This window comes from Burkholderia lata, from assembly GCF_902499025.1.
GTDB classification, from domain to species: domain Bacteria; phylum Pseudomonadota; class Gammaproteobacteria; order Burkholderiales; family Burkholderiaceae; genus Burkholderia; species Burkholderia lata_C.
On record NZ_CABVPW010000015.1, the window covers coordinates 1 to 12,081 of the forward strand.

17 protein-coding genes are annotated in these 12,081 nt (G+C 59.7%); 10 read left to right on the forward strand and 7 right to left on the reverse strand.

Going from position 1 to position 12,081, the window contains the following annotated elements; translation table 11 throughout:
- On the reverse strand, positions 1-231 hold a 231-nt coding region (locus BDI24065_RS16610; RefSeq protein ID WP_175032329.1), incomplete at its 3' end, for a helix-turn-helix domain-containing protein.
- A 374-nt stretch (positions 232-605) separates the two neighbouring features.
- Between BDI24065_RS16610 and BDI24065_RS16615 the strand changes: the two genes are divergently transcribed.
- The 9 genes from BDI24065_RS16615 to BDI24065_RS16655 all read left to right on the forward strand — a co-directional run bounded on the left by BDI24065_RS16615 (position 606) and on the right by BDI24065_RS16655 (position 4,595).
- The gene (locus BDI24065_RS16615) at positions 606-1,100 is read left to right on the forward strand and encodes a hypothetical protein (protein ID WP_175032200.1); all 495 of its coding nucleotides are present in this window, start codon (positions 606-608) and stop codon (positions 1,098-1,100) included.
- A 2-nt stretch (positions 1,101-1,102) separates the two neighbouring features.
- A complete protein-coding gene (locus BDI24065_RS16620) occupies positions 1,103-1,315 on the forward strand; it encodes a hypothetical protein (protein ID WP_175032201.1) in 213 nt (70 codons plus the stop codon).
- Positions 1,316-1,388: 73 nt separating this feature from the next.
- Positions 1,389-1,691, forward strand: a complete 303-nt coding sequence (locus BDI24065_RS16625) for a hypothetical protein (RefSeq protein ID WP_175032202.1) — start codon at positions 1,389-1,391, stop codon at positions 1,689-1,691.
- A 10-nt stretch (positions 1,692-1,701) separates the two neighbouring features.
- Positions 1,702-2,184 carry a lysozyme gene (locus BDI24065_RS16630; protein ID WP_175032203.1) on the forward strand — a complete coding sequence of 161 codons (483 nt, stop codon included), beginning with the start codon at positions 1,702-1,704 and terminating at the stop codon, positions 2,182-2,184.
- Positions 2,185-2,216: 32 nt separating this feature from the next.
- Positions 2,217-2,741: a hypothetical protein gene (locus tag BDI24065_RS16635; RefSeq protein ID WP_175032204.1), complete on the forward strand. Its 525-nt coding sequence runs from the start codon at positions 2,217-2,219 to the stop codon at positions 2,739-2,741.
- Positions 2,738-3,133, forward strand: a complete 396-nt coding sequence (locus BDI24065_RS16640) for a hypothetical protein (protein ID WP_175032205.1) — start codon at positions 2,738-2,740, stop codon at positions 3,131-3,133. The genes BDI24065_RS16635 and BDI24065_RS16640 overlap by 4 nt, the downstream gene beginning before the upstream one ends.
- The gene (locus BDI24065_RS16645) at positions 3,130-3,432 is read left to right on the forward strand and encodes a hypothetical protein (RefSeq protein WP_175032206.1); all 303 of its coding nucleotides are present in this window, start codon (positions 3,130-3,132) and stop codon (positions 3,430-3,432) included. The genes BDI24065_RS16640 and BDI24065_RS16645 overlap by 4 nt, the downstream gene beginning before the upstream one ends.
- Positions 3,433-3,492: 60 nt before the next feature.
- Complete coding sequence (locus tag BDI24065_RS16650; RefSeq protein WP_175032207.1) at positions 3,493-4,014, forward strand: hypothetical protein; 522 nt, start codon at positions 3,493-3,495, stop codon at positions 4,012-4,014.
- On the forward strand, positions 4,011-4,595 hold the full coding sequence (locus BDI24065_RS16655; RefSeq protein ID WP_217481822.1) for a helix-turn-helix domain-containing protein: 585 nt from the start codon (positions 4,011-4,013) through the stop codon (positions 4,593-4,595). The genes BDI24065_RS16650 and BDI24065_RS16655 overlap by 4 nt, the downstream gene beginning before the upstream one ends.
- A gap of 381 nt (positions 4,596-4,976) precedes the next feature.
- Here the strand turns inward: BDI24065_RS16655 and BDI24065_RS16660 are convergent, their stop codons facing one another.
- The 6 genes from BDI24065_RS16660 to BDI24065_RS16685 all read right to left on the reverse strand — a co-directional run bounded on the left by BDI24065_RS16660 (position 4,977) and on the right by BDI24065_RS16685 (position 10,164).
- Complete coding sequence (locus BDI24065_RS16660; protein ID WP_175032209.1) at positions 4,977-5,495, reverse strand: hypothetical protein; 519 nt, start codon at positions 5,493-5,495, stop codon at positions 4,977-4,979.
- A 245-nt stretch (positions 5,496-5,740) separates the two neighbouring features.
- Positions 5,741-5,962: a hypothetical protein gene (locus BDI24065_RS16665; RefSeq protein ID WP_175032210.1), complete on the reverse strand. Its 222-nt coding sequence runs from the start codon at positions 5,960-5,962 to the stop codon at positions 5,741-5,743.
- Positions 5,963-6,272: 310 nt separating this feature from the next.
- A complete protein-coding gene (locus tag BDI24065_RS16670) occupies positions 6,273-6,515 on the reverse strand; it encodes a hypothetical protein (protein ID WP_175032211.1) in 243 nt (80 codons plus the stop codon).
- A 1-nt stretch (position 6,516) separates the two neighbouring features.
- A complete protein-coding gene (locus BDI24065_RS16675) occupies positions 6,517-7,281 on the reverse strand; it encodes a hypothetical protein (RefSeq protein WP_175032212.1) in 765 nt (254 codons plus the stop codon).
- 719 nt (positions 7,282-8,000) lie between these two features.
- Positions 8,001-9,158: an ABC transporter substrate-binding protein gene (locus tag BDI24065_RS16680; RefSeq protein WP_175032213.1), complete on the reverse strand. Its 1,158-nt coding sequence runs from the start codon at positions 9,156-9,158 to the stop codon at positions 8,001-8,003.
- A gap of 64 nt (positions 9,159-9,222) precedes the next feature.
- On the reverse strand, positions 9,223-10,164 hold the full coding sequence (locus BDI24065_RS16685) for a CysB family HTH-type transcriptional regulator (RefSeq protein ID WP_174931661.1): 942 nt from the start codon (positions 10,162-10,164) through the stop codon (positions 9,223-9,225).
- 214 nt (positions 10,165-10,378) lie between these two features.
- On the opposite strand from BDI24065_RS16685, the gene BDI24065_RS16690 reads away from it, so the two are divergent.
- The gene (locus BDI24065_RS16690) at positions 10,379-12,058 is read left to right on the forward strand and encodes a nitrite/sulfite reductase (protein WP_175032214.1); all 1,680 of its coding nucleotides are present in this window, start codon (positions 10,379-10,381) and stop codon (positions 12,056-12,058) included.
- Positions 12,059-12,081: the final 23 nt, after the last annotated feature.

The following is a 12,081-nucleotide window of genomic DNA, read 5'->3' on the forward strand; positions in this document are numbered from 1 at the left end:
CCGGTCACGCTTCGGGCGATGACTGTCGGCACGCAGCCAACCTGTCAGCTGTGCGGCCCAGTCGTCGATGACGCTCGTGCTGACGCGCTTCGGATACTTCGGCTCGACAGCATCAGTCTGCCGCAGCCAGCGGCGCACCGTGTTTCGGGACAGGCCCGTACGCCGCGCAATCTCGCGCAACGGGACCTTCTCGCGGAAATACATCCGCCTGATCTTGGCCAATATGCCCACCGTGATCACCTTTGTATCCCCTGCTCAAAGATTGAGCAGGGCATTCAATCACGTGGGTCAAAATTCGATGAAAATTTTCAGCTCTAGTGGGTCAGTTCTGTGCGGACATCAACAGAACATATCCGCAGGCGCTCTTCGTAGGCGGGGAAACGCCCAGTATCACGATGCTCAGCGACGGCCGACTCGTGGCAGTGGGAGGCAGCTACGCAAGCGGCGTGTCGCCTTGGTGTTACGTCTACACCCCGACGAGCGCAACAGCAGGATACTGGACGCGTCTGTGGGACCTGCCCGTGTCGTCAAGCCTAGGTGCTCTGGTTACGCTGTCGGCCACCAGGGTTATGTACATCGGAGGCTACCAAAGCCAGAACAGCTCTGTGAGCCTCTCCACCTGCTATATCCTCGACCTTGATACAGGCTGGACCCAAGCGGCGTCGCTTCCAACAGGTTTGCGTAACCCGTGTGCCGTTCCGCTATCCGGCGGCGCGCAGGTATGGGTCGCAGGCGGCTACAGCTCGCAGAGCGGCACCAACGTAAGCCAGTATCAAATCTATGACGTGGCGAGCAACACGTGGTCCGCAACAAAAGCGTTCCCGACCACTCCTGCACAGATTTGCGGTCCAACGAATACGGGCGCTTGGTCGGTGACGAATTCGCGCTCCATTACGCTGTACGACACTGCGAGCGATTCGGTAATTACGACGACCCACCAGTTTCCGTTCACAACTTCGCTCGCGAACAGCCTCATCTGCAACTCCAGATTGAGCGACGGCTCGTATTGCATCCCTAGAACGACCAACAACCTGTTCGGCGTGCGCTACGCGCCGAGCCCTGAGTCGCAAATCGTCTACGTCTACGCTACCAAAGACTGAAAATGGCCTACACATCAAAAACAATCACGGTCGCGAATGGCTATGGCTACGAGCTCTACGACGACAGCGGAAACCTGTACATCCACCAAGATGCAGACTACTCGGTGAATGGGCAGGCAAAGCCGTTTGCAACTGCTGATGCAGCATCTGCCGCCGCGAGCGCAGCAATTTCCGCTGCGCCGACGCCTACGACCACTACTTCCGCATCCTCGTAGCTACACAACTAAACCCGGCCGTCTCGACGCCGCCGGGCGATAACAATAAACGATAGCTGTAAAGAACGGCAAGATGACTACAAATAATAACAATAACGACGTAGCTCGTCTTGCTGTCGTCGAGAACCGCCTCGAGCGGATGGAAAAGACTCTCGAATCAATTGCAGAGAGTCTCCAACTGCTCACGCGCGTAGACATGCGCGTAGACCAGCTTGAAAAGAGCCAGTCTTTTCTAGACACCCGCGTCCGTGTGCTGGAACAAGCAGAGCCCAAACATCAGCTAGCTACCGACGGATTCCTAGGTATCGCCAAGCACCTACTGACTGGCCTTGTCAGCGCCGGCGTCGCCCTGCTCATCGCAAAACTAAAACCATAAAGAGCTATGAATGGCACTCACTATCTCCCAGCAGGGAATCTCCTTCATCAAGACTGAAGAGGGGTTCGTCGGTCACGTCTACCTCGACTCCTGCGGTATTCCCACAATCGGCTACGGCCATGCGCTGTTTCACATGACGCTCGCGCAAGCCCAAGAGCAGTACCCGAATGGCATCAGCGAACCTGCCGCCTGCACTTTGCTTGCGCAAGAACTGGTGCAATTCGAAAACAACGTGAACGGCGTCGTTCAAGTGCCCCTGACGCAAAACCAGTTCGATGCCTGCGTTTCGTTTTGCTACAACGCTGGCAATGGCGCGTTCAACGGTTCGACGCTTCTACGACTGCTCAACGCCGGCAACTATCAGGGCGCGGCTGACCAGTTCTTGGTTTGGGACAAGGGGCACGTCGACGGCCAGCTGGTGGTCATTCAGGGGCTCCTGAACCGGCGGACAGCGGAGCGCAACATCTTCCTGAACGATAACTACGGTAGCTAAACGATAGCTATAGAAAAGAAAAGGAGATTCAAATGTTCGACAATGTTAAACAAGCCCTATCCGCAGATGTGGCTAAGCTCAAAGCTGATGCGACCGCAGACGCCCAAAAAGTAGAGGGCTTCTTCCACCGCGCATATCACAGCGTGAAGCGCGCTATCGCCCTGCACCTGCAAGCAGCCGTAGGCATCGGCGCGAGCGTGGCGGCCGTGTTGGAGCCGCATTTCTCCGACATTCAGGCACAGCTCACCGGCACCCATGTGCTCTATTTCATTATCGGTTCGTCCATCATCGGCTGGTTGGCGACCGCGAGCCATGTGAAAGAAGCGCAGGACAAGCTGGCAAAAGTTGCTGCGGAAAACGCAGCTGCTGCGACGACAATCGTGAACGCTCAGCCTGTACTCGACGCACTGAGCCAGGCTCACGCGAACCTGGTGGCCCAGGCTACGGCAGCGATTGCCAACGTAGCCCCGGCAGTAGCTGCATCCGCGATTGCTTCGACAGCTGCACAAGCAACGGCCTCGGCAGCTACCGCTGACACGACCACGGTGACGCAATGAGCCTCACGGACCTGATTCCTGGTATTGCCCAGGCCAAGCTCGTAGGGCTGGGGCTGGTCGCGGCCTTGTGGATTGGGTCCGTGGCCTACCCGTACTATGAGTGGAAGCACACGGTCTCCGTGGACGCTGCGCAGCATGCCAAGGACGCGGCTGCTCTCGATGCCGCCCAACAGCAGATTGCCAGCGATAAAGCTGCTTTCACTCAAGCTGAAGCGCTTGGCGCTGCGCAGGCTGCGAGCATTCAAGCTGGCGTGGCTCAAGCCCAGACTATCCGTGTTGTGACCACCCAGAAAGCTGCGGCGGTCATGGCTGCGTCAACGCCCGACGTTGAAACGGCTCGCCAACTGGCAGTCTCTACGGCGCAGCAATTTTCGGGATGGGACAAGCAATGAAGCTCACCGAACCCATCCGCAACATTGGCTGGTTCAACGCAGGCCTCGCCGTAGCGCTCCTGCTGCTCGTAGCATTGTCTGGCTGCGCTTCCACGACGCCTCCCGCGCCAGTCGTCCAGTACGTTCCCGTAAAAGCTCACCCGATTCCGTTGCCCGGGCGTCCTCACTTGGCTGTTCAGGACCTGTCTTCTACAGAAGATGCGCCCACCGTCATGAAGGCCTACACCGCATCCCTCGTGCAGTGCACCGGCTATGCGAGCGAGCTGGAAACGCTGATTGTCAAAGCGAACGCTCAATAATATTTGTGTTTTTTAGCAATCGCTTGACGTTAACGGGGCGTGGGACGTAGTGTTCCGCCTATGCCTCCCATCAGAGAACTGTTCCTTGGCAGTAAGCGGCTTCAGATTGAACCGCCGATTGTCACCAATGCGCCACTAGCCGCCGAGCAACGGCGTAGTCATTTTGCTGAGCGCCTGCGCGACTACATCGACCGCAGCGGCCTCACGCAAGAACAGTTTGCTGAAGCGTTGACCACCACGCTTTCCGCGCCAATCTCACGCTCACGCCTCACTTCATGGCTGAACAGCAACGCGTCGCCGCGTCTGGAAGAACAGTCCATTTTAGAAGCCTGCGAGGCTATCGTTGGCCAGCAGGACGGAACACCGCAGACCATCCCCGGCTCGGAAGCGTCAATCGCAATCAAGAAGTACCTTGAGCTTGGGCTTACCAGAAAGGGGCTGACAGTGGCTGGCCAGGTACCCCAATCCACGTTGAGCCAGTGGGAAGCAGGGCAGGGAAACGTCAAAGCGCGCCAGTGGTTGCGCTTCGTAGCTCTAGTCGATGCATACATTGAAGCACTGAAAAAAGCGGGAACACTATGACCACCTCCGCACTGATGCAAGACGGTCGCAAGACGCGACACACTCGAGAAGTTTCGTCGCCGGAACGTCGCCAAGCGTGGGCGATGATGACCGAAGAAGAAATGCAACGCCCAGGGGCCGTGCTCATGGGCTGGCTGCTGCGCGCCGCGAACGACCGCGACATGAACCTGCAAGAGCTGGCGACTGCTCTCGGCGTCTCATACGCATACATCGGCCAGCTGCGCACGGGGATTCGTCAAGTCAAAAGCGCTGGCGGACAGTTTCTGACAGCGTGCTCGCGTTTCCTGGGCGTTCCACGCATCGCAGTGATGATTGCGGCGGACGTGGTGACGGTCGAGGACTTTTACGATAGTCCGCAGCAGCTGGTCGTCGAACTGTACGCAGCGCTGGACTATATCCGGAAGGACGAGACCTTCGGCGCGTTCATGCCCGTCGACATGCACGACATGAGCGTGAAGCACAAGGCGTTCGTTGTGTTGTTGTACCAACAAGCTACCGGCAAGAAGCTGCTGAACGCCGAGGTTGACCTTGCCTCGATTTTTACAACTGTTGAAGAGCACCGGAGTCTGGCGGCCGGCTAAAAGCCGGTTTCTAGATTCGGTGGAATCAACACCCTGCAGTTGCTAAACAAATCTTGGAGAGTGTCATGTTTCGATTTATAGCGGATTGTATGCTCGGGGCCGTGTCGGACAGTGCGGTGCGCGAATGCTGGGCGAGTAGTGTGACGGTCGACCATTCGCGCGACAGCTTGAGCCCGCCGATGTATGCCCAGCCGTGGGAAGCGATGGGCTCGACTCACTACGGAACTAGCCCTGCGTGGTTTGACCCGAGTCAGGGGATGCTGAATAACACTGGTGCTTTTGAGTCGTCTCGCTGGGAACCGTCGCAGCCGACCTACGACTGGCACAACCACCACAACAACGGCTGTTAAGTAAAAAGCCCGCTGCGTGCGGGCTTAGTCGTTATTGGCTGAACTTGTCGGCGGCCGGGTCGGGGAGCTCTTTGCTCTCGTCGTACTCGAAAACAATTTGGGCGAACGTATGTTGCTGTTTGTGCCAGTTCGCCACGCTCTCCCATCCTTCGCTGAGTACCAGAACGAGCGGCTCGTACATGCGAGGGCTCTGCTTCTTGATGAACGAAACACCGTTTTGCGGGATGTGCGCGTATCCGACGCGGACGGTGTCCAGCGCATCAGTCAATTCTGCGATGTACTTTTGCCCAGCTCGATACTCGGCCCACGTCTGCGGCATCGGGAATCCCACGCGCGTGAACCACTCGTGCACTTCCGCTCGGGTCTCGTTGATGATGACCGGGTCCGTTTTACGAGCCACTTCATCATCGTCTGTAACACGAATCACGCCCTCATCCCACACATCGGGGGTTACGAGCATCGCGTTGTTTTCGCTCTTGAGACGAGCCGCGACGTTCTTCCAGAACGCGTAGCCTTCCAGGTCGATGACGGTTGCTGTTGTGTCTGCCACGAGAAGCGTTGAAGAGTCGGGGAGTCTCCATGTTAACGGCGCGGTGCGCGAAACATGAAGCCAAAAAAAGAGCCCCCTGGAAACCAATAACCAGGGGGCGGGGGGCTAGGTGGGCCCGGCACAACATTAGGAACAGCAACCAACGGACTGGAGAAGAGCGTTGTACTACGTATAGCAACTGCCAGCGCCAGATTTAGCCTCCGGACAGAAAAAAACCGCTCCTCGGCAGAGGAACGGTCTCGAAATTAGTCACCGCGTGCGATGCGAAGCATCTCGTGTGTAGTTTCCTCAGCACTGCCCCGAACGTTCGAGGGAACATCCTCATCGTCAACAGGGAACATCCAAACCAACCGCGAGTCCGGGTAGAGCAGCTGGGCTGCCTGTTGAGCGACATGAAACGCGGGAGCGACGAGAAAAACAGATTCGCTGACAACGTCGTCGTGAGCGAGAAGAGCCTTGAAGTACATGTTGTTGTGTCCTGGGTTGCTATTGGCCAATGAGCAATTGCTCAATACGTATAGCAACCGTCGGGACACGCGTGGCACAAAAAGCCACAAATACTGATATTACTTTTTCGTAGTCGGTTTCCCTGTGCTCGAGGCGACAGTGGTCGTCGAGGAAGGTAGGCCGTTCTGCTTGATTTGCTTGTCGACGGCCTTGATTTGCTCCCTTGCCTGCCGGAGCGCATCAGGTCGGAGATGGCGGATACCTTCAGCACTGTCACCTACGCCAGCCCAAGTTGTCGAGTGTTTGCCAGGCTTTTTGGTATCCGTCATTTCACTTCCCCTTTGAATTCGAGTTGTTTGCTTGAGCGGTCGGCGCTTGTGTTGATGACGCCACGGGTTGTGTCTGCGACGCGTTAGAGGTTACACCACCTACGTTCGGTCGCAGGGAGTTGATACCAACAAGCGACTTTTGCAGAGAAACAGGATGAAGCTTGCCGATTCCATCGAGGCTTTCTTGAACCAGAGTCAGGCCCGATACGTTTGGCGTGTTAGCGTTGTTGTCGTTGTTGGACATGTCACTTACCTTTACCAGATGGATTGGATGTTGCGTTACTGGCCGGGGCGGCTGGCGCTGGCGAAGCCGGTCTTGAAGAGGTTGCCACGGGTGCGGCCGACTGAGCGCTTTTCGAAGCCGACGCAGCTGCACTGGCGGCCGCCGCTTTACTCGCTCGTGAGGCGGAGGCCTGAAGCGCATCCGGCCGCATCTGCTTGATACCGTTGACGCTGTCACTCCGGACAATCGGAGTAGCGGGAGGGTTGGGTTTGTTGTCAACCACTTCCGTCACCTTTTTGAACGAGTCTACAGCTGTGCAGACGCCGACGAACACTGTGAAAGCGACGCCGACGAGGAAGAAGCACACAACTGCAAAATCAATGCGCCTCAGTTTCTTGCTGCTCAGTTCTTCTTGCTGCAAAACCACATGAAGGATGTGGTCTTTGTTCAAGCGGAAAATCCAAAGCAACAAAAGCAAATCGACCGAAAAAGCAGCGATGCCGCCGAGGTAGCCGAAAAGCTCTGGAACCGTCTTAAGAGTAGACGTTGTCAGCAATGTCACGAGTAAGCCGAGGCCCCCAGCCGCCAACGTGAAGACACCCTTATCGTACTCAAACGACGTTGTGTAATATCCGTCGAGCGCGGCTGCGTAAAACTCAATGTCGCGCGCTTGCTCATGTTCGACCGCGCTCTGCTCGGCTTCCTCTTGCGCCCGGCTGAGCTCTTCCGCTCGCCGCTGCTTTTCCAGCTGCCGTCGCTTGTTCGGTGTCGGTGTCGCTGTCCGCAAACTTGCCTCGAGTGACTGGACGCAAAAAAGCCGCGCATCTCAAGATACGCGGCTCATCGCTAAAACAGTGGTGCCCGGGGCCGGAATCGAACCGGCACGCCTTGCGGCGGGGGATTTTCGTACCACTTCGGCTTTCGCCGCCAGCCGAAGCTGTTCGTGGTCTGGAGCACGCCTTCACCATGGCAGTTTTTATTCTGCTGTAGGTGCCCGCCGTCTGCTCTCTACACCTTCCTTGGCGCTTTCGCCTCCAAGGCTTGGCTCGGTATTAGCTCAGGATATAATCCTAGGGCCTTCGCCGAGTTTGACGGGCTTCACCTCAAGAATTTCTTCAAGAGGGCTCAAATTTGGTCTGAGTCCCCTGCGTCTACCAATTTCACCACCCGGGCGACGCAAACTTTCAAAATCGCTTCAACTTTACTTCAACTGCCCGACAAAGCCTCAAAATTTACTCCCCTGCGTTAAAGCGGGTGGTATAAAAAATGAGGCAAAATCGAGGCAAAAATTTCTAAGCCCCACTACAACACTTCCAGCAAACCCTTACCCAATAAGGCTCTCCGGGAGGGTGGTTTCTTTAACGCAAGGACTTTTGAGTCCCCTGCGTCTACCAATTTCACCACCTGGGCTTGATCCTGGCCGCGCATGCGATTGTGCGCGGCGAAACGCGGATTATGTCCGAAATCCCGACGCCGGGCAAGCTGCCCGGTTGCCGGTCGTGCACGTCACTGGCTCAGGTAGACGAACCGGCCCTGTTTGACGATCCCCATCACGCTCGCGCGCTGGTCGAGCCCCACATGATCCTTGTCGCTCGTGTTGACGACGCCGTTCGGCACGACGAGCTCGTGCGCGCGTTCCAGCTCGCGCCGCAGCGCCGCGCGGAACGCGGGTGTGCCAGGCTGGGCCGCCTTCAATGCGCGGCCGACCGCGTCGGCGAGGCGCGGGTAGACGCCCGCCGCGTCGCCCGCGAACTGCGTGACCGTGCCGGCGCCGTACTTCGCCTCGTACGCGTCGACGAACGCGAGCGCGGCCTTGCGGGCCGGATGATCGGCCGGCAGCGTGCGCGCGACGACCACCGGCTGGGTCGGGAACAGCGTCCCGTCGACGTCCTTGCCGCCGAGCTTGATGAATTCCGGCGTCGCGATCCCGTGCGTCTGGTAGATCGGGCCCTTGTAGCCGCGCTCGATCAGCGTGCGCTGCGGCAGCACGGCCGGCGTGCCCGAGCCTGCGATCAGGATTGCGTCGGGCTTCGCGGCGATCAGCTTCAGTGCCTGGCCCGTGACGCTCGCGTCGGTGCGGTTGAAGCGCTCGGTCGCGATGACGCGGATCTTGCGCAGGTCCGCGAAGCGCGTGAACTCGTTCAGCCAGCTGTCGCCATAGCTGTCCGCGAAGCCGATGAAGCCGACCGTCTTCACGCCGTGGTTGGCCATGTAGCGCGTCATCACGTCGGCCATCGCGCTGTCGCTTTGCGCCATCTTGAACGCCCAGGTCCGCGCGCCTTCCTGCGGCTCGACGATCGCGCCGGAACCGACCAGCGTGATCATCGGTGTCTGCCCGGTGGCCACCGCATCGAGCGCCGCGAGCGCGGCCGGCGTGATGTTCGGCCCGACCACGACGTCGACGTGATCTTCGTCCACCAGCTTGCGGATGTTGCGCACCGCGGTGCCGGGGTCGGACGCGTCGTCGAGCACCGTCACCTGCACGGGCTGCCCGGCGATCGTCTTCGGCCACATCAGGATCGCGTTCTTGCTCGTGATGCCGATCGCGGCGGCCGGGCCGGTCGACGACAGGTCGACACCCACTTTGAGGTCGGCATGTGCGACAGCGCAGGCCAGTACGAGGGTGCCGGCAGCGGCGTGGCGCAACAGGGCGGGAAGCGTCATGCGGAATTCTCCGTCGGACAGCAAAAAGGGGCGCGATGTGCGCCCCCGTGTTTATACACGCCGCTCAGAGTTCGTACGATTCGGATTCGCCCTTGAGCGCCTGTTCGATCAGCTTGCGGTTCAGCGTCGGCGACAGCAGTTCGACGAGCGTATACACATAGCTGCGCAGGTAGGCACCCTGCTTGAGCGCGACGCGCGTGACGTTGCTGCCGAACAGGTGGCCGACCGGGATCAGCCGCAGGTTGCGGTCGCGCTCGGGATTGAACGCGATGTCGGCCATGATGCCGACGCCCAGGCCGAGTTCGACATAGGTCTTGATCACGTCGGCGTCGATCGCCTCGAGCACGATGTCCGGCGACAGCCCGCGCAGCGCGAACGCATGGTTGATCTTCTTGCGGCCCGCGAACGCGCCTTCGTACGTGATCAGCGGGTACTGCGCGAGATCGTCGAGCGTGACCGGCTTGCGTTCGAGCAGCGGATGGTCGGCCGGCACGACGGCCGCGTGGTGCCACTGGAAGCAGGGCAGCGACACGAGCTCCTTGTAGTCGGAAATCGCCTCGGTCGCGATCGCGAGATCGGCCTGGTCGTGGATCACCATCTCGGCGACCTGCGTCGGGCTGCCCTGCAGGATCGACAGGTGCACCTTCGGGAAGCGCTTCTTGAATTCGGCGATCGCGGCCGGCAGCGAGTAGCGGGCCTGCGTGTGGGTCGCGGCGATGGTCAGGTTGCCCTGATCCTGTGCCGCATAATCTTTCCCGACCCTTTTGAGGCTCTCAACTTCCTGGAGAATCCGCTCGACCGACGCGAGGATGATCCTGCCCGGCTCGGTGAGCGAGCGCACGCGCTTGCCGTGCCGCGTGAAGATCTCCACGCCCAGCTCGTCCTCGAGCTCGATGATCGCCTTCGATACCCCCGGTTGCGACGTGTAGAGCGCCTTGGCGGCCTCGGTGAGATTGAAATTCTGCCGGACGGCTTCGCGCACGAAGCGAAATTGGTGCAGGTTCATTTATAACCCTTCCGCATATCAACAGAATTTTTTAGTCGTTTGAAATATAAGGCGAGTTTATTACGATTCACCGGAGTTTTTCAAATATGGATATCTGTTTTCGTCATTAGCAATCCACCCGGCAGCGGATGGCGGTGGTGACGGCGGAACGGAGATTCGGGCGCGACGTGGCTAGGACGTCGCGCGGTCACCACGAAAACCCTGGGGTCCCCGAATGTATCAGTACGACCAATACGACCAGACGATCGTCGACGAACGTGTCGCGCAGTACCGCGATCAGGTGCGCCGCCGGCTGTCGGGCGAGTTGAGCGAAGACGAGTTCCGTCCGCTGCGCCTGCAGAACGGCCTGTACATGCAGCGCCACGCGTACATGCACCGCATCGCGATTCCGTACGGCAACCTGCGCAGCGACCAGCTCCGGATGCTGGCGCGCATCGCCCGCGAACACGACCGCGGCTACGGCCACTTCTCGACCCGCTCGAACATCCAGTTCAACTGGGTCGAGCTGGAAGACACGCCCGAAATCCTCGCGAAGCTCGCATCGGTGCAGATGCACGCGATCCAGACGTCGGGCAACTGCATCCGCAACATCACGGCCGACCAGTTCGCCGGTGTCGCGCAGGACGAAGAGATCGATCCGCGTCCGTGGTCGGAAATCCTGCGTCAATGGTCGACGTTCCATCCCGAATTCGCGTGGCTGCCGCGCAAGTTCAAGATCGCGGTGTCGGGCTCGAAGGACGACCGCGCGGCCGTGCAGATCCACGACCTCGGCGTGTACCTGAAGAAGAACGCGCAGGGCGAAGTGGTCGCGAGCATCCTCGCGGGCGGCGGCCTCGGCCGGACGCCGATCATCGGCGCGGTGATCAAGGAAGACCTGCCGTGGCAGCACCTGCTCACCTACTGCGAAGCCGTGCTGCGCGTATACAACCGCTACGGCCGCCGCGACAACCTGTACAAGGCGCGTATCAAGATCCTCGTGAAGGCGCTGTCGCCCGCGAAGTTCGCGCAGCAGGTCGAGGAAGAGTGGCAGCACCTGAAGGACGGCCCGTCGACGCTCACGCAGGCGGAAGTCGATCGCGTGTCGCAGTACTTCCTGCCGCCGGTCTACGAGAAGCTGGCCGACACCGACGCATCGTTCGAACAGCACCTGCTCGAGAACAAGGCGTTCGCGCGCTGGGTCGAGCGTAACGTCGCGCCGCACAAGGTGGCCGGCTATGCAGCCGTCACGCTGTCGCTGAAGGATCACCGTGTTGCGCCGGGCGATGCGACCGACCAGCAGATGGATCTGGTGGCCGACTGGGCCGACGCGTACTCGTTCGGCGAGCTGCGCGTGTCGCACGAGCAGAACCTGATTCTCGCGAACGTGAAGAAGCGCGACCTGTTCGCGGTGTGGGAAAAGGCGAAGGCGGCCGGTTTCGCGACGCCGAACATCGGCCTGCTGACCGACATCATCGCGTGCCCGGGCGGCGATTTCTGCTCGCTCGCGAACGCGAAGTCGATCCCGATCGCGCTGGCGATCCAGCAGCGTTTCGACGATCTCGACTATGTGTACGACCTCGGCGACCTGTCGCTGAACATTTCCGGTTGCATGAACTCGTGCGGTCACCACCACGTCGGCAACATCGGCATCCTCGGCGTCGACAAGGACGGCGCCGAGTGGTACCAGGTGTCGCTCGGCGGCGAGCAGGGCACGGGCCAGAACGGCGCGCGCCTCGGCCGCGTGATCGGGCCGTCGTTCTCGGCGGAAGAAGTGCCCGACGTGATCGCGAAGCTGATCGACACGTTCGTCGAATCGCGCGTCGACGGCGAGCGCTTCGTCGAAACGTACGACCGCATCGGCATCGCGCCGTTCAAGGAGCGCGTGTATGCGGCGCGCCAGGCAGTGAACGCGTAACCAACCGGGTAGAAGGAATTAGC